Here is a 26,270-nt window from a genome sequence, read left to right on the forward strand (position 1 = left end):
AGCGCGCGCTCGTCGGCCGCGTCTACCCGAATTGCGGTCCGGAAACGCGGTCCCGGGCCTAAGCTCCCACACGGATAACAGCAAAACGTGGGGGGATATCGGTGGAGAACGCGGGCTACGTCGGCAGGGTGGGCGCACTGGCGGTGGCGATGGGCGTCGGCGCAGGGGCTCTGGTGTTATCGGGCACGGCGTGGGCGACCCCGGCGGGAACAGACTCGTCCAGCAGCGTTGCCCCCGCTAAACAGACTGACAAATCCTCGGATTCGACGAAACCGCCCCGAGCTCGGACCGACGACGACGCTGACGCGGGCGGTAATTCCGGTGCGGATGAACCGCCCGCGGGAGACGAGGCCGGCCCGGACGCATCTGAGGACGACGACATCGACGACGCAGCGTCGAAGAAAACACGCAAGTCGATGTCCAGCAAGCTATCGGCAGACGCCGACACCGCCGGCGCCGCCGACGACGCGCCGGATGACGCGCCGGTCGGCGATGACGAGTCGGCGGCCGAGGACGAGCAGGCAGACGGAGACGGGTCCACCGAACCGGCCGCACCGGCGGCGTCCGACGACATCGCGGCGCCGGCGGCCGAGACGGAACCAACGACCGTGAACGCCCCTGCCCCGCAGCCTCCCGTCGAGGCGGAGGCGGAGGCGGAGGCGGTGTCGGTGTGGCAGCGGCTCTTCGCGCCACAGGCGCCGTCGCGCAGCGTCGACGGCCCCGCCGCACCGGTCGAGTCGCCGCTGCTGTGGGCAGTCCTGGCCTTCGCGCGCAGGCAGTTCGATCGGCCGCGGACCGAGATCGAGAAATCGGGGGCCGCCGACGGAACCTCCTCGCTGGTCGAACCCGACGCGGCCGACAGCGACTCGACCCCGGGCCGGTCCGCGGGGCCGGTCGTCGTCGGCCCCGACGGAACCGTCTATCAGGTGACCTACGACGTGGATCCGGTCACGAACGCGCCGACAGCGACCCGGGTCAGCATCATCGACCGGGACGGCACCGTCATCTCGACCACCGGCCCGATCGCAGGCGTGCCGGTGGAGCAGGCCCGCGCGGTGGTGCGCCCGGACGGCAGCCTCGTCCTGACGACCCACAGAACGTCCACCAACACCACGGTTGTCAGCATCGTCGACTCGTCGGGTCAGGTCAGGCGGCTGGGTTCGGTCATCGGCCAGCCCTCCGGGCCTCTGGAGGCCGCGCCCGACGGGTCGATCTACCTGCAGACCTTCCAGTTCCCCACCGGGCTGGGATATCCAGGGGACCGGCTCGTGCGAATCTCCCCGACGAACCGTCTGCGGACCTACCAGGTCGGCAGGGCGGGAAGTGCTGTCACCTTCGCACCCGACGGCACCGCCTACCTGACGGCCACATCGCTGTTCGGCACGCAGTCGGTGCTGGCGGTCAGTTCGTCCGGCACCCCGAGGCGGTTGTTGCTTCCCCGTTCCGATCTGCTCGACGAGGTCCTCATCGGTGCCGACGGACGCGGATACCTCACGGTGGAACGGACGTTCTTCGGCAGGACATCGACCCGCGTCTACACCTTCACCGGGACGACCCGCACGGCGCGCGACATCGTCGGTGCTCCAGTGGGTCGCAAAGCGGTGACCGCCGACGGGGTGTACCAGGCCACCTATGACGCCGTGACCGGCAGGTCCTTCGTCTCGAAGATCACCGCGACGACGATCGAGACCTCGGATCCCATCGACGGTTCGGTGATCAACACCATTGCAGTCACTCCGGGCGGCACGGTCTATGTGTCGGTGCGCAACCAGGCCACCCAGACCGACAGCGTGGCGGTGGTCAGCCCCGACGGCACCGTCGAGACGGTCGCGATACCCGGCACGATCACGCTGGTGTCACGACCGGAATCGGGATCGACATCGGGCTACGTCGTCGACCCCGACATCGGTGACCACGGCTACGTGGCCTACACCGTCGGCGGCGCAACGTATCTGGCGGTCATCAATCCCGACGGCACCATCGACCGGACGGTGGCACTGCCCGCGGAAGCATCGGTCGACACCACCGTGATCTATGGCCCCGACGGTGCGCCCTACCAGGTGATCGAGTACGAGAACGGCGTGGGGCCGGGCGCGGCGTACGCCGTCATCACACTGTCCAATGACGCCGTGAGCGCGCCGCAGCCGGGAACGCGGCTGCTGCCGAACTTCCCGCTGCTGCAGTTCGGCCCCGACGGGGTGGCCTATCTCGCCACCCAGGAGTCCGGTCAGAATCCCGCCTTCCACATCGTCGGCTTCGACGCTGCCGGCGACGTGGTCTCCTCTCTCGATGCCTCGGGATTCCTTGTGCCGCAACAGCTGAACCATGTCTTCGCGCAGGCTGCCCTGGCGTTCGGCGCAGACGGCACGGCCTACGCCACCTTCAGCGGGCAGGATGCCGGCGTCTGGGCGCTGACGCCCGACGGCGGAACGCAGGTGCTCGACCTCGACCTGAGCCCGGGCGCGACAGTCGACCCCGTCGCGTTCGGACCCGACGGGACGGCCTACCTGACGGTCTCCGAGTTTGTCGACGGCGCCTGGGCGACAACGGTGCGGACGTTCACCCCGCTGACGTCTCTCTGAGCGTCACCGTGACGTCGGTCGCGATCCTGGGTGGGGGCATCGGCGGGCTCAGTGCCGCACACGAATTGGCGGAACGCGGCTTCGAGGTCACGGTCTACGAAGCACGCGACGAATTCGGTGGCAAAGCCCGGTCCATGCCGGTACCCGGGTCGGGGACCGGGGGGAGAAAGGACCTGCCCGCCGAGCACGGCTTCCGCTTCTTCCCGGGGTTCTACCGTCACGTCACCGACACGATGCGCAGAATTCCCTACGGGGACGGCACCGTATACGACCGCCTCACCCAGTGCACCGAGATACTGATGGCGCAAGCCGGCGGGGCCAACGAAATCGTCGCGCCGGCAGGTATTCCGAAGTCCTGGCGCGAACTCGTCGGCGGGCTGCGTGCCCTGCGCGCGATGGTCCTGCAGACCGGCATCCCGATCTCCGAATTCGCCGATTTCACCGAGCGCATGCTCGTCATGATGACGTCGTGTGACGAGCGGCGGCTGCACGAATTCGAGCGCAGGAGCTGGTGGGAGTTCGTCGAAGCGGACTCGAAATCGTCGGCCTACCAGAAGTTCCTCGCAAGAGGTATGACGCGCACTCTGGTTGCCGCCAAGGCGGAGGAGATGTCGGCGCGCACCGGAGGGGCGGTCCTGTGCCAGCTGATCTACGACATGCTCCGGATCGACGGCCGCCTCGACAATGTGCTCGACGGACCCACCAGCGAGGTGTGGATCGATCCGTGGATCGAGCATCTCTCGGACCGCGGTGTGACGTTGCGTCGGGGCTGCACGGTTTCCGGCATCGGTTGCGACGGACGGCGCATCACCGGTGCCACGATCACCACGGCGCAGGGCGACGAATCGGTCCGAGCCGACTTCTACATCGCGGCGCTGCCGGTCGAGAAGTTCCGTCTCCTCGTCTCGCCCGCGATGCGCGCGGCCGATCCGCGGCTGGGACTGCTGCGACACCTCAAGTGCGACTGGATGACCGGGATCATGTTCTATCTGGACACCGATGTGCCACTGGAACACGGCCACGCCATCTTCATCGACTCCGAGTGGGCGCTGACCGCGATCTCCCAGAGGCAGTTCTGGCCGGACATCGACCTGCAGCAGCGGGGTGACGGCAGGGTCGAAGGCATCCTCTCCGTCGATGTTTCGGCATGGGATGTCCCCGGTCCTGTCACCGGCAAGGTCGCGACCGCCTGTACCGAAGATGAGATCCGTCAGGAGGTGTGGGCTCAACTGGTCGACCACATCGATGACGGCACGCTCGACGAATCCAACGTTCTGGCATGGTTTCTCGATCCGGCGATCGAGTTCCCGAACCCCGGTGCCGCCACGAACGCCGAACCGCTTCTGATCAACACGACATCGTCCTGGGAGAACCGTCCCGACGCGTCGACGGCGCTTCCGAACCTGTTCCTGGCAGCGGATTACGTACGGACCCACACCGATCTGGCCACCATGGAGGCCGCCAACGAGGCAGCCAGGGCCGCGGTCAACGCCATATTGAAGGCCAGCGGATCCAGCCAACCGGCCTGCACGGTCCGCAAACTTCAGGAGCCGTGGCTGCTGTGGCCGTTCCGGCAAATAGACCGGCTGCGCTGGAAGATGCGCAGGCCCGCCAAGGCGCCGTTCCGGCTCGACAGGTCCGGCGAGCTGACGCCGACCGGCCCGGTGGCGCGCGCGTGCCTGGCCGCGGCGCGCGTGCGCGGCAGGCGTGCGTTCCTGACCGACGCCGGCGCGCGCTGACCGGCGGAATCACCGTCGGATCGGTTCACGATTCGCCTACCGTGCCGATCCGCGTGTGCCATCATCCGGAACGTGTCCACCGACGTTCTCGCGCGCGCCGTCGGCAACGAAACTGTCGAGCGGTTCCTCGCGACGATGGGCACCCGACCCGCCGCGCTGGTCATCGAGGGCGAGGCCGGAATCGGCAAAACCACGATGTGGTTCGAGATCAGCGAAGAAGCGCACCGCCGCGGCGTTCGCGTGGTGTCGTCGCGCCCGGCCCAGGCGGAGTCGGTGCTGGCGTACGCGGCCGTTGCCGACCTGCTGGCCGACGTCGACGTCGAGATCGTCGACGCACTGCCCGAATTGCAGCGGCTGGCCGTCAACCGCGTCCTGCTGCGTGCGGGCTCCGAGGGCCCTGCCACCGACCAGCGGGTGGTCGCCGCGGCGATCGGCACCCTTCTGGAAACTCTTGCCTCGGAGTCGCCGGTGCTCGTCGCGGTCGACGACGTGCAGTGGCTGGATCCGTCCAGCAGAGCCGTGTTGCAATTCGCCGCGCGCCGGCTGACCGGTCGGGTCGGAATTCTCGTCACCGAGCGCTGCGACGCGCTGCAGGGCACGACCACGTCGTGGCTGAAACTGAGCCGACCGGAAGAGATCGCGCGCCTGCGTCTGGGGCCGCTGAGCGTGGGCGCCTTGCACGCGCTGCTGATGCGCAAGCTGGGCCGGTCGTTCTCGCGCGCCGTCATGGTGCGCATCGCCGAGGTTGCGGGCGGCAACCCGTTCTATTCACTCGAACTCGCCCGCGCCATGGACGGACAGACGCCGGCATCGCACACCGGATTGCCGACGACTCTGGCCGACTTGGTCTGCGTGCGCCTCGGCCGGCTCGATGGTGACGTCCGCAGGGTCCTGCTCGCAGTCGCGTCGGTCGCGGCGCCCACGGTCGACCTGCTGGCACGCCTCAACGACACGACGGCCGAGCATGTGGTCGGGTTGCTCGAAGATGTGGAGGCCGACGGCATCGTGGGCATCGAGGGCAACCGGGTGCGGTTCTCCCACCCATTGCTGGCCCGCGGAATCTACGGCGATGCGACCCCGGCCAGTCGGCGCGCCATGCACCGTTCACTGGCGGCGATCGAATCGCAGCCCGAACTGAAGGCGCGCCATCTCGCCCTGGCAGCCACGAGCGCCGACGAAGACACTCTGGCCGCGCTGGACGGAGCCGCCGAAACCGCCCGCAGCCGCGGCGCTCCCGCCGCGGCGGCAGAGCTCGTCGAGTTGGCCATCAGCCTCGGCGGCGACAAGCCGTGGCGTCGGCTCCGAGCCGCGGGCGATCATTTCCAGGCCGGTGACACCGAACGCGCCCGCGCGTTGCTCGAGCAGGTCATCGCGGATCTGCGCCCGGGCATGCTGCGCGCGATCGCCTTCAACCTTCTTGGGGCGCTGTGCATCTACGACAACCAGTTCTCCGAAGCGACGGAGCTGCTGACCAAGGCCGTCGACGACGCAGGCGAGGTGCCTGCGGTTCAGGTGCAGGCCCTGATGTCGTTGTCGTTCGCGCAGGGGATGGGGTCATTCGCGGAAGGATCCTCTGAAGACGGTCTTTTCGAGATCATGCTCGACAACTCGAAACGCGCGGTCACCCTGGCTGAAGGGGTCGGAATCCCCACGGTCACAAGCCAGGCCCTGGCGATGTGGGTGCACACGTTGTTCATCCACGGCCACGGCGTCGACGAGGTCGCGCTCGACCGGGCGCTTGCGCTCGAAGTCGTCGACGACGATGTGGCGATCCCGTTCAAAGCCAGCGCGGTGAACGCGCTCATCCTGGCTTGGACGGGACGTCTCGACGAGGCGGCGGCGCGCATGCTCGCGGTGCGGCGCAGCTGCCAGGAGCGAGGTGCCGACCGCGACATGATGGCCGTGGCGAGCTACAGCGCAATGATCGAGATGTGGCGCGGGAACCTCTCCGCTGCAGAGGCTTTCGCCGATGAGGGGGTGGAGCGGGCTCAGCAGCTCGGCGGGCGGTACGTCGAGATCATCCCGTTGAGTGTGCGTAGCGTGGTCGCGGCCTACCAGGGGCGGGAGGAGGAGGCGCGCGCCGATGCCCAGGTGGCACTCGACGCAGCGTTGCAGTGCGGGGCCACCCGCATGGCGGACTGGCCCAGGATGACGCTGAGCCTCGTCGAGGTGTCCCTCGGCAATCACGCCGAGGCCCTCGCCGCGGTCCAGCCGTTGCTGGCACGGCTGCACATCGTGCCGGGCACCGAGCTGATGCATTCGTGGTACCTGCCCGATGCCGCCGAAGCTCTCGTCGCCCTCGGCGATCTGCGCAGCGCCGATGACATCGTCGACATCCTGGAGCGCAACGGGCGCCGCGTGGACCGCCCGTGGATGCTGGCGACCGCGGGTCGCTGCCGGGCCATGTCGCTGGCCGCTCGCGGGGACGTCGAGGCGGCCGAGGCCACCGCGCGCGAGGCCATGGCCCAGCACGACCGCGTCCCCATGCCTTTCGAGCGGGCGCGCACACAGCTGTTGCTGGGCCAGTTGCTGCGCCGACGCCGCTCCAAGGACGCGGCGGTTCAAGCCCTGCGGGAGGCGCTGGAGACTTTCGAGTCGATGGGCGCCGCAATCTGGGCTCGCCGCGCACAGGCCGAGCTCTCCCGAACCAATGTGCGGCGCAACGATGATCGTGGTCTCACCCCGTCGGAGTGGCGTACCGCCGAGCTGGCCGCCGCGGGGATGACCAATCGAGACATCGCGCTTACGCTGTTCATCAGCCAGAAGACCGTCGAGCACAATTTGGGCCGCGCCTACCGCAAGCTCGGGATCAGGACGCGGGCCGAACTCGGTCGGAAAATGGACGATATCCGGGGGGATGAGTCATGAGTGAGACGAACTCGCAGTGGGCCGACGACCTCGTCGCCGATTCCGACGCGGCGCTGCGCCGATTGTGTGCCGCAGTCAGATCTGATGCCCCGAAGCTGCCGTCGCCCAGGGCCATAGCCGAAAGCGGCCGGCACCTCGCGGGGCCCTCAGGTGGTACGAGCGCGTCGATCCTCGATGCCCTCAGCGCGCTGCGGACCATGGTCGTGGGCGCCGCCGATCTGGCCAACGCGCGCACCCGCGCGATCGTCGACACGTTCTCGCGGGACGACTCAGACGGGTGGACGCCGGACCCCGGGGTGCTGTTCCGCCGCGGTGAGCAGGCGCTGCGACGTGTGTCTGCTGAATTCCCCGAGTGACGCGGAAGGACCTGGGCATGCCTGAACAACCCGCCTTCCCGGTCTCGCCGTTGCCGAAACTGAAGCAGGCGCATTCCATCGACGAGGTGATCGCCACTTTCGATGTGATCATCGACTGGGCGATCAAGGCCGAGAACGGCCTCGGATACTTCCCGACCGTGTACAAGCGCGCCACCGTGGCAATCCGCGACAAGATCGAGGAGGGTGGCTATTTCGAAGACGACGAACGGATGACGCGTTTCGACATCATCTTCGCGCAGCGCTATTTCGACGCGTTGAATGCGTACTTCCACCCCGAGGCCTACGAAGCCCCCACCCACACGTGGCAGTGGTGCTTCGACGGGCACGAGTATCCAGAGCCCGACGATCCGATCATGCTGCAGCACATGCTGACTGCGGTGAACTCACACGTGAACCTGGACCTGGGCATTGCCGCCGCGATGGCCGCGGGGGCCGAGCCCATCGCCGGCTTGCACAACGACTTCAACCGGATCAACGAACTGCTGGCGGGCGAGGTCGGAATCTTCCTGGTCACCCTCTCCAGGCTGTCGCCGCGGGTCAGGCTGATCCGCAGGCTCCTGTTCTGCGAGGACAGGATCCTGGGCGAAGTGCTGCGCATCTTCCGTGACCTGGCGTGGGCGTTCTCCAATCAGGTTGCCGCGCAGCCCAAGAGGCGACGTGACAACATTGCCGTTCACGACGCATGGGCCGGGGTGCTGGGTCGTACTACCTGCACCCCGGCGATTCCGTGCATCGGCTGGTGCGCTGGATCGGGGAAACCGAGAGCCAGGACGTGGCACGCAACATCAAAGTGCTCGACGGCCGGATCTGATTGGCGCTCAGCGGAAGTCGGAGAAGAACTCGGTGACGTCGGCCACGTACAGTTCGGGTTGCTCGAATGCCGCGAAGTGCCCGCCGCGCGGCATCGTCGTCCAACGGGTGATGTGGTAGTTGGCCTCGCACCAGTGCCGGGGCGAACGCAGGATCTCCATCGGGAAGGACGCGACCCCGGTGGGCAGCGTGACGGGCTCGCCGCCGCCGAAGCTGCCGAAGCTCTCCCAGTACAGCCTCGCCGACGACGCACCGCTGCCGGTGACCCAGTACAACATCACGTTGTCGAGCAGTTCGTCCTTGGTGAGGATGTTCTCGGGATGGCCGTCGCAGTCCATCCACGACCAGAACTTCTCCACGATCCAAGCCAGTTGTGCCACAGGCGAATCGACCAAGCCGTAGCCGAGGGTCTGCGGCCGGGTCGCCTGCTGTTTGGAATATCCCGAATCCCATTGTCGGTAGTAGCCGAGGCGCTTGAGCGCCGCGAGCTCATCGTCATCGGGATTGCTGAGATCTTTGGGCGGCCGGCCCATCGGCATGTTGGTGTGGATCGCCACGCAGCCCCCGATGTTGCGCCCGATCTGCGTGGTGACGGCCGCGCCCCAGTCGCCGCCCTGCGCGCCGTAGCGCTCGTAACCCAGGCGTGTCATCAGCGTGTCCCACGCCGCGGCGATGCGCTCGATCCCCCACCCGGTGGCCGCCGGCTTGCCGGAGAAACCGTAGCCGGGCAGCGACGGGCAGACCACGTCGAATCCCGCGTCGCACAGGGGTGCGACGACCTTCTGGAACTCGACGATGGATCCGGGCCAGCCGTGGGTGACGATCAGCGGGAACGCGTCGTCGCGGGTGGAACGTTGGTGCACGAAGTGGATGTCGAGGCCGTCGATGTTCGTGGTGAACTGGTCGAACCGGTTCAGGGCTGACTCCCGCGCACGCCAGTCGTACTCGTCGGCCCAGTACCGGGCGAGTTCACGGGTGTAGGCCAGCGGGATGCCCTGGCTCCAGTCGTCGACGCATTCTGCCTCAGGCCACCGGGTCCGCTTCAGGCGTTCCGTGAGGTCGGTGAGGACGTCGTCGGGGACATCGATGACGAATGGCTGAATCTGGGCCATGACACATCCTGGCATTTCGATAGTCTCCAGACTGTGGGGACCCCGGCGCTCATCCTGATCGCGGCGACGACACTCGCGGCGTGCATCGCCCTCGGCGGGGCCCTCTACGAAGTCGTCGTCGTCGATCCGTTCTGGCCGAAACGCCCCGGAATCATCCAGGCGCAGAACGGCGGCGTCTCACGGGTTCGTTTCTGGCTGCCCGCCCCGGTGATCTTCGAGGTGCTGCTCCTGGTCACCCTCGTGATCACCTGGGGTGACGCCGGCGTCGGCGTCGCTCTGTTGGTCGCTCTGGTCAGCCACGCCGCCATGCGGTTGTGGGCGTTGTTCGACCTGATCCCGAAGGGCGCGGAGTTCGAGCGCAAGGACCCCGCCGCCGTCGACGAGACCGCGGCGCGGAAATGGACGAGGCGCAACATGCTGCGTGTCCCACTGCTGGCGGTGACCTCGTGCGCAATGCTCACCGCCCTCGCGCTGGCCTAGCTGTGGCGATTTCGGCGTGCTAATCGCCGCTCACCGGCGAAAAGCACGCCGAAATCGCGGTCAGGGCAGGCCGATACGGCGGTAGCGTTCGAACCGGGCGGCGAGCCGCTGCTTGTCGGGTGCCGACCGCAGCCGGTGCAACTCGCCCGCGATGGTCGCCGACAGGCGTGCGGTGAACGCCCTCGGCTCGTCGGCCGCATCGGGATACTCGGGGACCACGATGTCGACGATCCCGTTGCGCAGCAGGTCGACCGATCGGATTCCCTGTGCGGCAGCGAGTTGCGGCGCGTGGTCCACGTCGCGGAAGACGATGGCGCTGGCGCCCTCCGGAGGCAGCGGCGCCAACCACCCGTGCAGGGCGGCGAGCACCCGGTCGGCGGGCACCATCGCCAGCGCGGGGCCGCCGCTGCCCTGGCCGAGAAGCACCGAGACGGTCGGGGTGTCCAGCGTCACCAGGTCGGCCAGGCAACGGGCAATCTCACCGGCGAGCCCACCCTCCTCGGCCTCGGCGGACAGCGCAGGGCCCGCGGTGTCGATGACGAGGACCAGCGGAAGCTTCAGGCCGGCCGCCAACGCCATGCCGCGGCGGGCCTCGCGCAGCGACGCCGGACCGGTAAGGCCGCCGGCCACCCGTTGCTGCCCCAGCACCACTGCCGGCTGACCGCCGAATCGCGCCAGCGCCAGCAATGTCGTCGCTTCCTCGCCCAGCCCGGTGCCCGACAGCAGCACCCGCTCGGTCGAACCGTGCCGAAGCAGAGAACTCACCCCGGGACGGTCGGGGCGTCGCGAGATCTCGACCGAGTCCCACGCGGGGATGTCGGGCAGCGGCTCGTTCTCCGGCATCGTCGGCGGCTCGCCGGGGGGATCGGCGACGACCTTGAGCGCCCGGTCGAGGGTGGCACGCAGCATTTCGAGGGGGATCACTGCGTCGACCACGCCGTGGCGTTGCAGGTTCTCGGCGGTCTGGATGCCAGCCGGGAACGGTTCTCCGTACAGATGCTCGTAGACCCGCGGGCCAAGGAATCCGATCAGCGCCCCAGGTTCGGCGACAGTGACGTGCCCCAGCGAGCCCCACGACGCGAACACCCCGCCGGTGGTCGGATGCCGCAGATAGACCAGGTAGGGGAGGTGGGCCTTCTTGTGAAGTTCGACAGCGGCCGCAATCTTGACCATCTGCAGGAATGCGACGGTGCCCTCCTGCATGCGGGTGCCCCCGGAACTCGGGGATGCGAGCAGCGGCAGGCCCTCCGCGGTGGCCCTGCGCACGGCGGCGACGATGCGTTCGGCGGCGGCGACGCCGATCGACCCGGCGAGGAAGTCGAACTCGCAGGCCAACAGCGCGACGCGGCGGCCGAACACCTTTCCCTCGCCGGTCAGGACGGATTCGTCGAAGCCGGTGGCGGCCGCGGCGGCGTCCAACTCGCTGCGGTACTCCTCGGACATCGGGACGTTCAGCGGTGGTTCGTCCCAGCTGATGAAGGACCCTTCGTCGAGCACGGCGTCGCGCAGGGCAAGGGCTCCGATCCGGCTCACAGGGAAAAGGCTAATAGTGTGGTCCCATGATTGGAGTGACCCGCGACGGCCACGTGCTGACCCTGGAGCTGCAGCGCCCCGAACGGCGCAACGCGCTGAACGCCGAGTTGGTGGACGGCCTGCGTGATGCGATCGAGAAGGCGGCCGCCGAAGACGTCCGCGCCATCGTCCTCACCGGAGCCGGACATGTCTTCAGTTCGGGAGCGGATCTGTCGGGCGGTCAGGGCGTCGCCGACGAGCTGCCGGACAAGGCCAGAGCGCTGAACCTGGCCATCGACAGGGCGCCGGTCCCGGTGATCGGCGCGGTCAACGGACCGGCGATCGGGGCCGGGGTGATCCTGTCGATGATCTGCGACCTCCGCGTCGTGGCACCCGAGGCGTACTTTCAGTTCCCTGTCGCCAAATATGGCATCGCGCTTGACAATTGGAGTATCCGCAGGCTGACGTCGCTGGTCGGAGCGGGCCGGGCGCGGGGAATGCTGATGGCAGCCGAACGTCTCGACGCCGCGACGGCGTTCCAGACCGGTATGGCCAACCGGATCGGCACCCTGGCCGACGCGCAGGCGTGGGCGCAGGAGATCGCCGGTTTTGCGCCGCTGGCGCTTCAGCACGCCAAGCGCGTGCTCAACGACGACGGCGCCTACGAGGACCCGTGGCCCGCGCACCAGGAGCTGTTCGACCGGGCCTGGGCCAGCCAGGACATCATCGAGGCTCAGGTGGCGCGCATCGAGAAGCGCGCTCCGAGGTTCCAGGGGGCCTGATGGTGGTGCGCACCGCCCTGCGGTTCGGATTCGGGACGGCGTCATTGCTCGCCGGTGGGTGGGTGCTGCGGGCGCTGCAGGGCACTCCGGCCTCCCTCGGCGCGACCCCGGCCGAGATCGCGCCGGTCGCTCGTCGTTCGCCGCACTACAAGGAAGGCAAGTTCCTCAACCTGGAGGCCTCGTCGTCGGGCCTGCCGATGGACCGCGAACTGCAGCGCAAGCTGCTTCGCGATCTGGCCAACGCCCCCTCGGTCGGCAAGCCGCCGGGCCCGATCCCGCTGAAGGAACCCCCGAAGGTCGACCCGACGCCCGCGGATGCGGCGGCCAACTGGTACGGCCACTCAAGTGTCCTGATCGAGGTCGACGGCTACCGCGTCCTCGCCGACCCGGTGTGGAGCGAGCGGTGCTCCCCGTCACGCACGGTCGGCCCGCAGCGGCTGCACGACGTACCCCTGCTCCTCGAGGCGTTGCCGGCCGTCGACGCCGTGGTGATCAGTCACGACCACTACGACCACCTCGACATCGACACCATCATCGCGCTGGCCCGCACGCAGCGGGCGCCGTTCGTGGTGCCGCTGGGCATCGGCGTGCATCTGCGCAAGTGGGGCATACCGAAGAACCGGATCGTCGAGCTGGACTGGCACGAGTCGCACCGGATCGGCGATCTCACCCTGGTCTGCACGCCTGCCCGGCACTTCTCGGGCCGCCTGTTCTCCCGCGACTCCACGCTGTGGTCGTCCTGGGTGATCAGCGGGCCGCAGCACAAGGCATTCTTCGGCGGCGACACCGGATACACGAAGAGCTTCACCGACATCGGCGCCGAATACGGCCCGTTCGACCTGACGCTGCTCCCGATCGGCGCCTATCACCCGGCCTTCGCCGACATCCACATGAACCCCGAGGAGGCGGTGCGCGCCCACCTCGATCTGGCCGACGTGGACAACAGCCTCATGGTGCCCATCCACTGGGCGACATTCCGGCTGGCGCCGCACCCGTGGGCCGAGCCGGTCGAGCGGCTGCTCAAGGCTGCCGAACTCGACCGGGTGCGCACCGTGGTGCCGATCCCCGGGGAGCGGGTCGTGCCCGACTCGACATACGAGCCGTGGTGGCGGCTGTAGCACGCTGCGGCGCGTTACGGTGCTGGTCATGAACCCACGGCCCCGGGCGGCCGCGCTCGCCGTCGCTGTCGCGATTCTGGCCGGTTGCGGTGCGGACGGTACCGAACCGGCGGCGTCGAGCACCCCGTCGCGCACCGTGAACTCCGACGTGCCGCCGCCGCTGGTTCCGGCCATGCCGTTGCCGGAGAACGCTGTCGCCGACGCGGTGTCCGAGCTCGACGGGCTCGCCGAGGAGCTGATGTCGAAGTCGGGCATCCCCGGGATGGCGGTGGCCGTGGTGCACGGCGGGAAGACGGTCTACGCCAAGGGTTTCGGGGTCAAGAACAACACCGCTTCCGACGACGCGACCAACAGGGTCGACGCCGACACGGTGTTCCAGCTGGCGTCGCTGTCCAAACCGATCAGCGCGACCGTGGCGGCCACGCTGGTCGGTCGGAAACAGGTCAGCTGGGACACCCCGATCGTGTCGAAGCTGCCGTGGTTCGCGCTGTCGGATCCCGCTGTCACGCAGATGCTGACCGTCGGTGACCTGTTCTCGCACCGCTCCGGGCTGCCCGACCACGCGGGAGACGAGCTCGAAGACATCGGCTACGACCGCCGGCAGGTCTTGGACCGCCTCCGGCAGCTTCCGCTCGACCAGTTCCGAACCTCCTACGCCTACACCAACTTCGGGCTCACCGCCGGGGCCGAGGCGGTCGCCGAGGGCACGGGCAAGAGCTGGGAGGACCTCGCCGCCGACACGCTGTTGCGGCCGCTGGGGATGGCCGACACCAGCTATCGGTTCGGTGACTTCGAAGCCCGGCCGGACCGAGCCGTCGGCCACATCCACATCGACGGCCGCTACGAGCCGCGGTATGTGCGCAACGCCCAGGCGCAGTCGCCGGCGGGCGGGGTGAGTTCCTCGGTCAACGACCTGACGCGCTGGATGAACATGGTCCTGGCGAACGGTCAGCACGACGGAACGCCGCTGATCGATCCGCAGGCGCTGCTGCCGGCCCTCACCCCGCAGGTCGTCTCCGCACGTGGCGCCGAACCGGCGATGAGATCGGGGTTCTACGGCTACGGCTTCAACGTGAGCGCGACGTCGGGAGCGCGGATGGAATTCGGTCATTCCGGTGCTTTCGAGCTCGGGGCGGCGAGCAACGTGCTGTTCCTGCCGTCGGCCGACGTCGCGATCGTCGCGCTGACCAACGCCACCCCGGCGGGTGTGCCCGAGGCGCTGACCGCTCAGTTCGCCGACCTCGTGCAGTTCGGGCAGATCCGCGAAGACTGGTATGCGCTGTACAACAAGGCTTTTGCGGACATGGAGAAACCGGTGGGTTCGCTCGTCGGTCGGCAGCGGCCCGCGAACGCGCAGCCGCACGGACCGCTGTCCTCGTACGTCGGGGTGTACAACAACCGCTTCTGGGGGCCCGCAACGGTGACCGAACGCGACGGGCAGCTGCAGCTGGCACTCGGGCCCAAGGGTTTGTTCACGTTGCGACCCTGGGAGGGAGATGTCTTCGTCTTCCCGATGACGTCCGAAAATGCTCCTCCCGGAACGGTTTCCACGGCCAGCTTCGATGGCGGCAGTCTTACGCTGGAGTATTTCGACGAGGGTGGCCGAGGAGTGTTCGTCAAGTGAGTGCATCAGCGGTCGCCGGGCTGTCGGACGCCGAGGTCGCCGCGCGCGTCGCCGAGGGCAAGACCAACGACGTCCCGACCCGTGCGGCGCGCAGTGTGTCGGACATCGTCCGCGGCAACGTCTTCACCCGGATCAATGCCATTCTCGGCGTGCTCTTCATCATCGTGCTGTCCACCGGTTCGGTGATCAACGGCGCGTTCGGTCTGCTGATCATCGCCAACAGCGCCATCGGCATCATCCAGGAACTGCGCGCGAAGCAGACGCTGGACAAGCTGGCCATCGTGGGGCAGGCGAAGCCGTTGGTGCGCAGGCAGTCCGGCACCGGTTCTGTCTCGCTACCGCTGGCTCCCAACGAGGTCGTCCTCGATGACATCATCGAGCTCGGGCCCGGCGACCAGATTGTCGTCGATGGCGAGATTCTCGAAGAGTCCAATCTGGAAGTCGACGAATCACTGTTGACCGGTGAGGCGGATCCGATAGCCAAAGACGCGGGCGATCAGGTGATGTCGGGCAGTTTCGTCGTCGCGGGCAGCGGCGCCTACCGCGCCACGAAGGTGGGCCGCGAAGCCTACGCCGCGAAGCTGGCGGAGGAGGCCAGCAAGTTCACTCTGGTGAAATCCGAACTGCGCAACGGGATCAACAAAATCCTGCAGTTCATCACCTACCTGCTGGTGCCCGCGGGCGCGCTGATCATCTACACCCAGCTGTTCACCACCGACGCGGGGTGGCGGGAATCGGTGCTGCGCATGGTCGGGGCGCTCGTGCCGATGGTTCCCGAGGGGCTGGTGCTGATGACGTCGATCGCGTTCGCGGTCGGTGTCGTCCGACTGGGCCGCAAACAGTGCCTCGTCAACGAGCTGCCCGCAATCGAGGGCCTGGCCCGCGTCGACGTGGTGTGTGCCGACAAGACCGGCACCCTGACCGAGAACGGTATGCGGGTCAGCGATCTGAAGAGGCTCGACGAACAAGGCGTCGCCGATGTGCTGGCGCAACTGGCCTCCGACGACGCCCGCCCCAACGCCAGCATGGCCGCGATCGCCGAGGCCTACACGATGCCGCCCGGCTGGAGCGCCACCGCCACCGCCCCGTTCAAGTCGGCCACCAAGTGGAGCGGCACCTCCTACGCTGAGCACGGCAACTGGGTCATCGGCGCACCCGACGTGCTGCTGGACCCGGCATCTCCGGTGGCCGAGGAGGCTGAACAGATCGGCGCGAAGGGGCTTCGGGTGCTGCTCCTCGGTTCCTCCGATCGCGCCGTCGACGACCCCGATGCACCAGGAACCGTCACACCGGCGGCGTTGGTGGTGCTCGAGCAGCGCGTCCGCCCGGACGCCCGCGACACCCTGGATTACTTTGCCTCGCAGAAAGTTTCCATCAAGGTGATCTCCGGCGACAACGCGGTGTCGGTGGGCGCCGTCGCCGGTTCGCTCGGCCTCGAGGGTGAGACGATGGACGCGCGTAAGCTCCCGGACCAGCCGGACGAGCTCGCGAGCACCCTGGAGGAGTACACGACGTTCGGCCGGGTCCGACCCGACCAGAAGCGGGCGATGGTGCACGCGCTGCAATCCCGCGGACACACGGTGGCGATGACCGGCGACGGCGTGAACGACGTCCTCGCGCTCAAGGATGCCGACATCGGCGTCGCGATGGGCTCGGGAAGTTCGGCTTCCCGTGCGGTGGCGCAGATCGTGTTGCTGGACAACAGGTTCGCCACCCTGCCCTACGTCGTGGGGGAGGGGCGGCGTGTCATCGGCAACATCGAACGTGTCTCGAACCTGTTCCTCACCAAGACCGTGTATTCCGTCCTGTTGGCCGTCCTCGTCGGGCTGGCGGGCCTGTCGGCGAAGCTGTTCGGCTCCGACCCGTTGCTGTTCCCGTTCCAGCCGATCCACGTCACGATCGCGGCCTGGTTCACCATCGGCATCCCGGCGTTCGTCCTGTCCCTGGCCCCGAACAACGAGCGCGCGCGTCCCGGGTTCGTGCGACGGGTCATGACGTCGGCGCTGCCGTCAGGACTCGTCGTGGGCGCCGCGACCTTCACGTCGTACCTGCTGGCGTATCAGGGTCGCGCGGCGACGGAGACGGAGCAGACACAGGCGTCGACGGCGGCGCTGATCACGCTGCTGGTGGCCGCGGTGTGGGTGCTGGCGGTGGTTGCCCGGCCCTACGAGTGGTGGCGCGTCGCGCTCGTCGCGGTATCGGGGGCGGCCTACGTCGTCATCTTCAGCATTCCGTTCGCGCGCGAGCTGTTCATCCTCGACCCGTCGAACGCCGCGATCACGTCCATGGCACTCGGTGTCGGGCTGGCCGGCGCCGCCGCGGTCGAGGTGATCTGGTGGGTGCAGGGCCGTGTACTGGGCGAACAACGCAGATTGTGGCGGCTCCGCGATGGGTAAGTTGAGTCCATGGGATTTCTGGACAAGGCCAAAGATCTTCTCGCCAAGAACTCCGACAAGGTTGACACCGTGATCGACAAGGCCGGTGACCTCGTCGACAAACGGACCAAGGGCAAGTACACCTCACACGTGGACAAGGTGCAGGAGGCCGCGAAAAAGGCTGTCGCCGACCAGAGGAACACCGGCCACGTGCCGCCGACGCAGCAGTCGGGTCAGGTTCCGCCCGCCTCGGCGCCTCCGACGACGCCTCCGACGACGCCTCCGACGTCGACACCTCCGCCGCCCCCGCCGCCGCAGTCCCCGCCGACGGCGCCGCCCACCTCGTAAAAGCATGGCGAAGCTCTCGGTCTCCGTCGACGTTCCTCTCGCGCCCGACAAGGCGTGGGAAGCCGCATCCGATCTTTCCCGGTACAAGGAGTGGCTCTCCATTCACCGGGTGTGGCGCTCCAAGTTGCCCGACGTCATCGAGAAGGGAACCCAGATCGATTCGATCGTCGAGGTGAAGGGGATGCCCAACCGGGTGCACTGGACCGTCGTGCACTACAAGCCGCCGGAGTCGATGACCCTCAACGGCGACGGCAAGGGCGGCGTGAAGGTCAAGCTGATGGGCAAGATCAAGCCCAGCGGCGACGGGTCAACCGTCACCTTCGACGTGCACCTCGGCGGCCCTGCGCTGTTCGGACCGATCGGAATGGTCGTCGCATCCGCTCTCAAGGGCGACATCCAGGAGTCGTTGAACCGCTTCAAGGCGGTCTTCTCCTAGTACGCGCCCGTCCTCCGCGGTGCCGCGTCAAGGTGCCTCCGAAAAACAGGTAGTCGACTACCTCAGCTGCTGCCCCGTCGGCAGCCCACGCTGGTTACTGCCGATTCATAGGTATCCAGCCAGACGGGGGCTTCACCATGGCATCCAGCCGACACACCCATTCCGCTTCACCAGCGCAACGATTCCCGGTGCGCCGTTTCCTCGCGACCGGGATCGGCGGTGCCGCGGTCGTCGGCGCCGGACTCTTCATGGGGGCCGGCGTTGCGTCCGCGGCTCCGGACACGGAGCCGTCGTCGGACGCTCAGCTGTGGTGGTACCTCCAGGACGGCGGCCCCGCGGAGAGGCAAGATGCGGCGATCCAGGCGGAGGTGGACTACCGGCGTGCCTGTGGGCTGATCTGCAACGGCGCAGACGGCACCGCGCTGAATCCGAACGGCCAAGCCGGCGGCATCCTGTTCGGTAACGGTGGCAACGGCTTCAGCGGAGCGGTCGCGGGAACAGGCGGCAACGGCGGGCTCTTCGGCGGCAACGGCGGCGCCGGCGGCAGCGGCACCGCGTTCGGAACCAGGGGTGGCGACGGCGGCCACGCCGGCTTGTTCGGTAACGGGGGTGCCGGTGGTGCGGGCGGCGCCACGGCCGCAGGCGGTGCCGGTGGCGACGGAGGTTTCATCTTCGGCAATGGTGGTGCCGGCGGACGCGGCGGCGACGGTGCGGCAGGCAGCGACGGGATCAATCCGCAGGACAGTGGGACACGAGCCGAGGACGGCGGTGAGCAGACCGGTGAGGCCGGCGAGAACGGCGGCGTCACCGTCGAAGGCGAGGGTATCGGTGGCGGCAACGGCGCAGAAGGAGCGCCGATCGATTTCTGCGAGGCGAGCTGCACGGCGAGCGACGGTGGCCGCGGCGGTGACGGCGGGCCCGGCGCACCCGGCGGTGACGGCGGAGGCGGCGCAGGTGCCATAGCGCCCGTCGACGGCGCCGTTGCCAAGGGCGGTGACGGCGGCCGAGGCGGCAACGGAGGAACCGGAGCCGACGGTGGCGACGGCGGCAAGGGTGGGTTTGGAGCAAGCCCCACCAACGGCGTCGGCGGCACCGGGGGCGACGGCGGCGATGGCGGCGCGGGCGCCTCAGGTGAAGCTGGCGGTGCGGGCGGTCACGGTGGAAAGGGCGGTAACGGCGGCCTTTTCGGCGGTAACAGCGGTAATGGAGGCAATGGAGGAAACGGCGGTCGCGGCGGTGACGGTGATGACGGCGGTGACGGCGGCAACGGCGGCGACGGTGCTGACTATGTCGGCACAGACGGTAAAGCCGGTGCCGGAGGTGCAGGGGGTGCGGCAGGCGCTGCCGGTAAGGGTGGTGCCGGCGGCGCGGGTGGTAAGGGCGGCGAATCCGGTGACCGCGGTGTGCGCCGCGGTAACCGGGGCAACGACGGCAGCACCGGCATAGGCGGCGCCGCGGGTTCGGCAGGTAAGGCAGGCCAGGCGGGCACGCCCGGGCGCGACGTCTCCGACGAGGTCTGAACACCCCGCCCGCGGGGCGATTCGCCTCGAGACAGGTAGTCCACTACCCCAGCTGAAGCGTGTGCGTTACCCCAGGCTGGTCTCGAGATCTTTCGAATGACCAGATCACCGAAACAGGGGGCCTGTAACCATGCCATCAACACGTAACGCTGCGACTCGTCGCATCCCAGTCCGCCGCTTCCTGGCGGCGGGTATCGGAAGTGCCGCGCTCGCGGGCACGGGGCTGTTACTGGGGGCCGGCTCCGCGTCCGCCGACACGGATGCCGAGGTGCTGTGGGGTTACCTCGACAACGGACGCGCCGAGACCAAGGCGCCAACCGCGGCAATCGTCGACTACCGCAGTCCGTGCGGCCTGATCTGCAACGGCGCCGACGGCACCGCCCTGAATCCGAACGGCCAGGCAGGCGGCATCCTGTTCGGCAACGGCGGCAACGGGTTCAGCGGTGGTGGTCTGGTTGCCGGGACGGGCGGCAACGGCGGACTCTTCGGAGGTAACGGAGGTGCCGGCGGTGCCGGCACGGCGACCGGCACCAGGGGTGGCGACGGCGGCCATGCGGGGATGTTCGGCAACGGTGGCGTCGGCGGCGCGGGTGGTGCCGGCGGCGCGGGCGGAGCCGGTGGCAACGGCGGCTTCGTCGTCGGCAATGGCGGCGCGGGCGGCCGCGGCGGCGACGGCGTTGCCGGGGCGAACGGAGTCAACCCCACTGCCAATGGAACTCGTGCCGAAGACGGCGGGTCGGACACGAATTTCGGTAAGCGAGGGGCCGATGGCGAGGCCCTCGGCGTCGGCGGCGGTAACGGCGGAGTCGGCCCGGGTTACATCTGCAACAGCAGTCCGTGCAGTGGCAGAAACGGCGGCAACGGCGGAGATGGTGGTCCCGGAGGAGCGGGCGGCCACGGCGGCAGAGGAGGCAACGGCACGATCCCCCAGGACGGTGACGGCGGCGCTTCCGGCGGTGACGGTGGCGACGGCGGTGACGGTGGCACCGGTGCCCGGGGTGGCGACGGCGGTCAGGGCGGTGACGGCCGGGCCTACGGCACCAACGCGGTCTCTTCCGGTGGCGACGGTGGCAACGGCGGCAAGGGCGGCGACGGAGCCGCAGGTGAGGACGGCGGCGCCGGCGGCGCAGGCGGCAAGGGCGGAAAGAGCGGTCTGTTCGGCGGTACCAGCGGCAACGGTGGCAACGGGGGCAATGGCGGAAGCGGCGGTGACGGTGACCGCGGCGGCAACGGTGGCAACGGCGGCAACAGCGGCAACTTCGGACCGGGCTCCGGCTCGTCCGGTTTCAGCGGGAAAGCGGGTGCCGGTGGTGCCGGCGGCTCCGGTGGTGCTGGGGGCTCGGCCGGAGCGGGTGGCAAAGCGGGAGACCGCGGCGTACTCGGCAGCCGCGGCAACGCAGGCAACAGCGGCGTCAAGGGTTCCGGCGGCACTGACGGTGCCGACGGCTCCGACGGCAGGCCCGGTCGCCAGCGCACCAGCGGCGAAGCGTAGAGCTCCCGCCGACTGACTACAGCACGAAAGAGGCCAAGGCGGCGTCGATCTCGGTGTCGCCGGAGATGACGTCGAACGTCGTGCCCGCGGTCTGGGGCGCATCGAGCACCGCGACCAGCACGGCGGCGACGTCGGCCCGGGGGATGCTGCCGCGGCCGGTGTGTTCGGCGATCGTGACCTTGCCGGTGGCGTCGTCGTCGGTCAGCTGACCGGGCCGCACAATCGTCGCGAGAAGCTCTGCGCGTGAACGGATTACGTTGTCAGCGGAGCCTTTGGCGCGCAGGTAGGTGGTGAAGACGTCCTCGTCGGGTTCGACGGGAAGGTCGGCATCGGCGCCCATGGCCGAGACCATGACGTACCGGGAGACCCCGGCGGCCTCCGCGGCGTCGGCCAGCAGGATCGCGGCGTCGCGGTCGACGGTCTCTTTGCGGGCGGCCCCGCTGCCCGGCCCGGCTCCCGCGGCGAAGATGACCGCGTCGGCTCCCCGCAGGTGGGTCGAGACGACGCCGTTGGTGGTGTTCTCCAGGTCGACGACGATCGGCTCCGCGCCCGCGACACGAACCTCGTCGGCGTGGTCGGGGTTGCGGATCAGACCCGCCACCGAGTCGCCGCGGGCAGAGAGCAGCCGTTCGGTGATCAGTGCGATCTTGCCGTGCCCTCCGGCGATGACGACGCGCATGCGGCCTACTTTCTTCGGCGCCGCATCAGCTTTGTGAACTCCACTGTCGAACGGCGCACCGATTCGAATTCGAGCGACACCAACAATGTATCCACCATCGCGAACGGGAGCGTGGTGGCGACCGCACCGCGTCCGTATTCGAGGTGCCACGACCCGGGGTGGATGGTCAACCCGCGGGCGTGACCGCGCTCCAGGCAGGTGCGCTCGCCGGGCAGCAGCGGCGGGAGCGCCACCGTGTCGTCGGACTCCAGGTCGTAGGAGTCGATCTGCCCGGCAAGGAGAAACTTGTGGATGTCGACATGCTTGTATCGGCCGGAGAAACCCTGTGTGCCGGTGGGCGATCCGAAGATCACGACATACTCGCGAGGGCTGAAGTACAGGAAGCGAACCTTGCCGAGGACGCCGCCGGCCTTACTGCCGACCCAGCGCCCGGGTGCGTTGTCGACGAGGCCGGGATACTCAGCGGCGAGCAGTTCGACGGTGCGGGGGATGAGCTCGCTGTCCACCGGCAAGCCGACGACCTGCTTGGCCACGCCGTGCAGAACGTCAGGATCGATCTTGTACTTCATCGGTCGAACTCCAGGGGAAGACTGGTCGGTCCGCTGAGCCCGAGCAGAGGTTTCCACGGCACGGGGCCCGCGGTGCGCGGGTTGGGCAAGCGTACCGAGAGGATCTTCAGCGCCTCGGCGAGCTCCAGGCGTGCCAGGCTGGCGCCGAGGCAGTAGTGCACACCGCCGCCGAAGGTCAGGATGGGTGGCGGGTCGTCCCTGGAGATGTCGAAGCGGGTTGGGTCGGCGTACACCGTGGCGTCCCGGTTGGCCGCATACGTGTTGACAACGATGAAGGTTTGTGCGGGAAAAAGGTATTCGCCGATCTCGACGTCGGCGGTGGCGCTGCGCACGGTGCTGCACATCGACGGCGAGTGCCGCATCGTCTCCTCCACCGCGCGCATCGCGAGCTCTGGGTGCGCCCGCAGGACGGCCCACTGCTCGGGATGCTCGCACAGCACCTGCATGGAGGCGGCGAGCTGGCTGCGGGTGGTGTCGGTGCCTGCGACCAGGACCGAGAAGGCCAGCATGCGCAACTCGGCGGCATCGAGACGGTCGCCACCGTCCTCGAGTCGGATCAGGTCGGACAGCAGATCGTCGGTCAGGTCACGGCGTCGGTCTTCGATCATCCCGTCGATGTAGTCGTCGAATTCGCCCCACGCCTTCAGGACGACGGGCTGTTCCACGGCGAGATCGCAGTCGAAGCTGACGATCTTGAAGATGTCCTCGGCCCATCGCGAGAACTGCTGCCAGTCCTCGCGTGGCGCGCCGAGCAGCGCGCAGATGATCGGGATCGGATAGGGTCGCGCGACATCGTTGACGAACTCGCAACGGCCCGCGTCCGCGACGGCGTCGAGCAGCTCGTTGACGACGGTGTGGATCGCACCGTGCATGCGTGCCGTCGCCCGCGGGGTGAACGCCCGCGACACCAGGCCGCGCAGGCGACGGTGCTCCTCGCCCTCCATGTTCAAGATGCTGTGAGTCACCCTGTCCCACAACGGTCCTGACGTGATGCCGTGTGCCGACAGGTGGATGCCGGGCGGTATGACGAACCGTGGATCGCGCAGCACGGTGCGGGCCATCTCGTAGGACAGCACCTCCGGTCCGATCGGACCGAGCGCTACGGGCGCGATCTGCTGGGCCGCGCGGAACTGCGGGTAGATCTGCTGCGGGCTGTCGGTGAAACCGTAGTCCAGCGCTGGCAGTCCGGCGTCGAACACGCTGGGTTTTGCCGTCGGCGCGGTCATGACAGGATCAGCGGCAGTGTCGGTAGCGTGCACGTCGCCGATGGCCAGGTGATCTCGGGAACGTAGCCGGGCGCGAGCTGGAACTCGGGGATGCGGGCCAGCCATTCGGAGACGACGAGCTTGAGTTCCATCCGGGCCAGGTGGGAGCCGAGGCAGCGGTGGGGGCCACCACCGAAACCCCAGTGTTTGTGCAGCTTTCCGTCGAGCACGAAGTCATCACCGGAATGGTCGTCGGAGCCGTCGCGGTTGATCGCGCCGAGACACAGCCGCACCTCCGCACCCGCGGGCAGCTCGACACCGGCGACGGTGACGGGACGCGTCGTGACTCTGCCGACGATCGGCGCCGCGGGTTCGAGCCGGATCATCTCCTCGACGAAACCCGCAACACCGTCGGGGTTGTCGATGAGCGAGGCGCGCAGTCGGGGTCGACGGGCAAGCTCCAGCAGGGTCGCGCCGATGGTGGAGGTGACGGTGTCGAGTCCGGCGAGGACGAAGACGAGGGACAGCCCGACGGCCTCGTTGTCGGTGAGTGGATCGTCACCGCGGAGCACCTGCGACAGCACACCCTCCCGAGGCTCTTCACGCTGGCGGGCAACAGCTTCGGTGAGATAGGTGTACAGCTCGACCGCGGGTGTGAGGTCGACGCTGGACGGGTCGGTGGTCAGGCTGAAGGCGATGATCGCGTCTTTCCACGCGATCAACCGTTCGCGGTCCTCCAGGGGAAGCCCGAACAGCGTCAGGAACACCTGCGACGGGTATGGGGTGGCCAACTCCGCCATCACCTCGCACGTGTCGTGCGCAGCGATCTTTTCGATGATGTCGATGGCCTGGGCCTGCAGCGACGGCAGCAGCGCGCCGAGCGTCTGAGGACTGAAGAACGGGTGCAGGATGTGGCGGTAGCGGGTGTGCTCGGGAGGATCGAACCCCAACGGCACCAACGGCACTGGGCTGATCATGTCGTCGTACGTGATCTGCGAGGAGAACACCTCCGGATTGCGCAACGCGGCGAGGACGTCCTCGCGGCGGGTGACGTAGTACCAGCCGTCGCCGTAGAGGACGGGACCGAGGTCGCGCAGTGTCGCCCACCCGGCTCCGCGGTCGGCGGCCATGGGCAGGTCGCTGTACAGCACATGGGGCAGCGTGCTGGTCATGAGATGTTGGTCGAGAGCAGGGTCAAGGGGAGACCGAGCACGGACAGGTCGATCTCGTCGAGATAGGAGTCGTCGCCGGAGAAGCTCTGCCGAAACCTGGTGGACGACCCGTATCGGTCGGCCACCGCTTCGGCTGCCGCGGCGTCGGGCACCCGCACCACCACGGTATAGATGCCATCGCCGTGCCGGTCGAGGAATTCGGTCACCGACGCCGCGACCGATGCGGTCGAGCCCGGCACCGGGCTGATCAGTTCGATCCCGCGGTGCCAGTCGAGTTGGACCTGCACCCCGAGCTCGGTGAGTTCGGCTGCATTGAAAGAGAATCCGAGATCGGTGAACATCTGCGTCATCGCGGCCTGCCGTTCGTGCGCGACCGCGAACACGACGTGGTGCAGCGCGGCTTCGTCACTCATGGGCGTACCAGCCCCCGCGGCCGGATCAGGCCCAGGTCGAGATGGTTGAGCCAGCCCGGGGATGCATCACACACGTCCGGGATCGCGTTGATCGCCCCCATCGCAGTCCAGTCGTAGCCGGGGTGAGCCATGGTCCCGTCGGGTTGCCGGACGCCCTTGAGCGTGAGCTCGGTCGGCGGATCGCCGTCGATGACGATCTCGTAGCGCGTCTCGCCCCAGTCCCACGGCGGCTCGAGTCGATCGGGCGTTGCGGTGAGGTAGATCGCGTGGAAGATGATCAACGGTTTGCCGCCCACCCATGCGGTCCACTCGTGGCGCTGGGCGGCGACAGTGCCTTTCGGGATGGCGCCCTCGTCGTGCGCGATGTCCTCGACGGCGGTCGCGACGCCGACCTCCGCGGCGGTCACCTCGTCGATCGTGACCCCGAGGCCGTCGGCGATCATGTGCATGGATTGGGCGAAGAACGGCAACCCGAGCCCGAGAATCGTCGGCTCGGAGAGGAATGTGTCCTTGTCTTTGCCGAAGCCCATCCAGTCGATGTGATCCAGCGGTGCATCCTTGAGGACGTCCACCACCTCGTACACGTGGATGGTGTCGACTCGGCTCATCACGCGCGCCAGTGTGAGCGGCAGGATGTCACCGGCGTATCCGGGATGGATGCCACCGCCGTGGAACGACGTCCCGCCCTCGACGCAGGCGGTCCGGATCAGTTCGGCCGGGTCACGGAAATCCGGTGACGGATGGAAGAACCCGGCTGTGGTCACAACGTTCTTGCCCGACCGCAGCAGCCGGCACACGGTGTCGACGTCCATGATGATCGGCGTGTAGAAGACGCAGTCGGCCTCCAGGGCGACCATGGCGTCGACGTCGTCGGTCGCGATGACACCGACCGGAGCAATACCGGCGATCTCGCCGGCATCCTTGCCTGCTTTCTCCTTACTGTGCACGAGCACCCCGACGAGGTCGTACACCGGGTTGTCGGCGAAATGCCGCACTCCGACCTGCCCGACGTCGCCCGTCATCCACTGGATCACTCGATATTGTTTGTCTGCCATGA

The 26,270-nt window shown here is 68.2% G+C and carries 22 protein-coding genes and 1 pseudogene; 15 read left to right on the forward strand and 8 right to left on the reverse strand.

Translation table 11 applies throughout. The annotated features are described in order from the left end of the window. Nucleotides 1-101: 101 nt before the first annotated feature. From ACAG24_RS05225 to ACAG24_RS05250, 6 genes and pseudogenes are all read left to right on the forward strand, one after another. Nucleotides 102-2,582: an RHS repeat domain-containing protein gene (locus tag ACAG24_RS05225; protein ID WP_370471586.1), complete on the forward strand. Its 2,481-nt coding sequence runs from the start codon at nucleotides 102-104 to the stop codon at nucleotides 2,580-2,582. An 8-nt stretch (nucleotides 2,583-2,590) separates the two neighbouring features. Further along, a complete protein-coding gene (locus tag ACAG24_RS05230) occupies nucleotides 2,591-4,321 on the forward strand; it encodes a hydroxysqualene dehydroxylase (protein ID WP_370471587.1) in 1,731 nt (576 codons plus the stop codon). Between the two features lie 72 nt (nucleotides 4,322-4,393). Beyond that, entirely contained in the window at nucleotides 4,394-7,189 is a 2,796-nt protein-coding gene (locus ACAG24_RS05235; protein ID WP_370471588.1) for a helix-turn-helix transcriptional regulator, read from the forward strand. Next, nucleotides 7,186-7,545, forward strand: a complete 360-nt coding sequence (locus ACAG24_RS05240; RefSeq protein ID WP_370471589.1) for a hypothetical protein — start codon at nucleotides 7,186-7,188, stop codon at nucleotides 7,543-7,545. The genes ACAG24_RS05235 and ACAG24_RS05240 overlap by 4 nt, the downstream gene beginning before the upstream one ends. Before the next feature lie 17 nt (nucleotides 7,546-7,562). Continuing rightward, a pseudogene (locus tag ACAG24_RS05245) lies at nucleotides 7,563-8,225 on the forward strand (DUF5995 family protein); the annotation flags it as partial. Nucleotides 8,226-8,248: 23 nt separating this feature from the next. Further along, entirely contained in the window at nucleotides 8,249-8,377 is a 129-nt protein-coding gene (locus ACAG24_RS05250) for a hypothetical protein (RefSeq protein ID WP_370471590.1), read from the forward strand. A gap of 7 nt (nucleotides 8,378-8,384) precedes the next feature. On the opposite strand, the gene ACAG24_RS05255 is transcribed toward ACAG24_RS05250, so the two are convergent. After that, nucleotides 8,385-9,488 (reverse strand): epoxide hydrolase family protein, encoded by a 1,104-nt coding sequence (locus ACAG24_RS05255; RefSeq protein ID WP_370471591.1) that lies wholly within the window; start codon nucleotides 9,486-9,488, stop codon nucleotides 8,385-8,387. Nucleotides 9,489-9,521: 33 nt separating this feature from the next. On the opposite strand from ACAG24_RS05255, the gene ACAG24_RS05260 reads away from it, so the two are divergent. After that, nucleotides 9,522-9,968, forward strand: coding sequence for a hypothetical protein (locus tag ACAG24_RS05260; protein ID WP_370471592.1), 447 nt, complete (start codon nucleotides 9,522-9,524; stop codon nucleotides 9,966-9,968). Nucleotides 9,969-10,028: 60 nt separating this feature from the next. Here the strand turns inward: ACAG24_RS05260 and ACAG24_RS05265 are convergent, their stop codons facing one another. Then, complete coding sequence (locus tag ACAG24_RS05265; RefSeq protein ID WP_370471593.1) at nucleotides 10,029-11,501, reverse strand: carboxyl transferase domain-containing protein; 1,473 nt, start codon at nucleotides 11,499-11,501, stop codon at nucleotides 10,029-10,031. Between the two features lie 26 nt (nucleotides 11,502-11,527). Between ACAG24_RS05265 and ACAG24_RS05270 the strand changes: the two genes are divergently transcribed. The 8 genes from ACAG24_RS05270 (at nucleotide 11,528) to ACAG24_RS05305 (ending at nucleotide 21,175) form a co-directional block, all read left to right on the forward strand. Continuing rightward, the gene (locus ACAG24_RS05270) at nucleotides 11,528-12,262 is read left to right on the forward strand and encodes an enoyl-CoA hydratase (protein ID WP_370471594.1); all 735 of its coding nucleotides are present in this window, start codon (nucleotides 11,528-11,530) and stop codon (nucleotides 12,260-12,262) included. Continuing rightward, nucleotides 12,262-13,380: an MBL fold metallo-hydrolase gene (locus ACAG24_RS05275; protein WP_370471595.1), complete on the forward strand. Its 1,119-nt coding sequence runs from the start codon at nucleotides 12,262-12,264 to the stop codon at nucleotides 13,378-13,380. Before ACAG24_RS05270 ends, ACAG24_RS05275 begins: the two co-directional genes overlap by 1 nt. A gap of 28 nt (nucleotides 13,381-13,408) precedes the next feature. After that, nucleotides 13,409-15,004, forward strand: a complete 1,596-nt coding sequence (locus tag ACAG24_RS05280; protein WP_370471596.1) for a serine hydrolase — start codon at nucleotides 13,409-13,411, stop codon at nucleotides 15,002-15,004. Then, entirely contained in the window at nucleotides 15,001-17,400 is a 2,400-nt protein-coding gene (locus tag ACAG24_RS05285) for a cation-translocating P-type ATPase (protein ID WP_370471597.1), read from the forward strand. The genes ACAG24_RS05280 and ACAG24_RS05285 overlap by 4 nt, the downstream gene beginning before the upstream one ends. Nucleotides 17,401-17,409: 9 nt before the next feature. Next, nucleotides 17,410-17,727 carry an antitoxin gene (locus ACAG24_RS05290; RefSeq protein WP_370471598.1) on the forward strand — a complete coding sequence of 106 codons (318 nt, stop codon included), beginning with the start codon at nucleotides 17,410-17,412 and terminating at the stop codon, nucleotides 17,725-17,727. Nucleotides 17,728-17,731: 4 nt separating this feature from the next. Continuing rightward, nucleotides 17,732-18,163, forward strand: coding sequence for a type II toxin-antitoxin system Rv0910 family toxin (locus ACAG24_RS05295; RefSeq protein ID WP_370471599.1), 432 nt, complete (start codon nucleotides 17,732-17,734; stop codon nucleotides 18,161-18,163). A gap of 188 nt (nucleotides 18,164-18,351) precedes the next feature. After that, entirely contained in the window at nucleotides 18,352-19,683 is a 1,332-nt protein-coding gene (locus ACAG24_RS05300; RefSeq protein WP_370471600.1) for a PGRS repeat-containing protein, read from the forward strand. A gap of 130 nt (nucleotides 19,684-19,813) precedes the next feature. After that, entirely contained in the window at nucleotides 19,814-21,175 is a 1,362-nt protein-coding gene (locus tag ACAG24_RS05305) for a hypothetical protein (RefSeq protein WP_370471601.1), read from the forward strand. 16 nt (nucleotides 21,176-21,191) lie between these two features. On the opposite strand, the gene ACAG24_RS05310 is transcribed toward ACAG24_RS05305, so the two are convergent. Genes ACAG24_RS05310 through ACAG24_RS05335 form a run of 6 tightly spaced genes read right to left on the reverse strand, consistent with a single transcriptional unit; the run spans nucleotide 21,192 to nucleotide 26,268 of the window. Continuing rightward, entirely contained in the window at nucleotides 21,192-21,854 is a 663-nt protein-coding gene (locus tag ACAG24_RS05310) for an NAD(P)H-binding protein (protein ID WP_370471602.1), read from the reverse strand. Between the two features lie 5 nt (nucleotides 21,855-21,859). After that, nucleotides 21,860-22,423, reverse strand: coding sequence for an isomerase (locus tag ACAG24_RS05315; protein WP_370471603.1), 564 nt, complete (start codon nucleotides 22,421-22,423; stop codon nucleotides 21,860-21,862). After that, the gene (locus ACAG24_RS05320; RefSeq protein WP_370471604.1) at nucleotides 22,420-23,649 is read right to left on the reverse strand and encodes a cytochrome P450; all 1,230 of its coding nucleotides are present in this window, start codon (nucleotides 23,647-23,649) and stop codon (nucleotides 22,420-22,422) included. Before ACAG24_RS05320 ends, ACAG24_RS05315 begins: the two co-directional genes overlap by 4 nt. Continuing rightward, nucleotides 23,646-24,800: a cytochrome P450 gene (locus tag ACAG24_RS05325; protein ID WP_370471605.1), complete on the reverse strand. Its 1,155-nt coding sequence runs from the start codon at nucleotides 24,798-24,800 to the stop codon at nucleotides 23,646-23,648. Before ACAG24_RS05325 ends, ACAG24_RS05320 begins: the two co-directional genes overlap by 4 nt. Further along, nucleotides 24,797-25,213 carry a VOC family protein gene (locus ACAG24_RS05330; RefSeq protein ID WP_370471606.1) on the reverse strand — a complete coding sequence of 139 codons (417 nt, stop codon included), beginning with the start codon at nucleotides 25,211-25,213 and terminating at the stop codon, nucleotides 24,797-24,799. The genes ACAG24_RS05325 and ACAG24_RS05330 overlap by 4 nt, the downstream gene beginning before the upstream one ends. Then, a complete protein-coding gene (locus ACAG24_RS05335; RefSeq protein ID WP_370471607.1) occupies nucleotides 25,210-26,268 on the reverse strand; it encodes an NAD(P)H-dependent amine dehydrogenase family protein in 1,059 nt (352 codons plus the stop codon). The genes ACAG24_RS05330 and ACAG24_RS05335 overlap by 4 nt, the downstream gene beginning before the upstream one ends. Nucleotides 26,269-26,270 lie beyond the last annotated feature (2 nt).

The sequence above is a fragment of the Mycobacterium bulgaricum genome, assembly GCF_041287165.2.
Classification (GTDB): domain Bacteria; phylum Actinomycetota; class Actinomycetes; order Mycobacteriales; family Mycobacteriaceae; genus Mycobacterium; species Mycobacterium bulgaricum.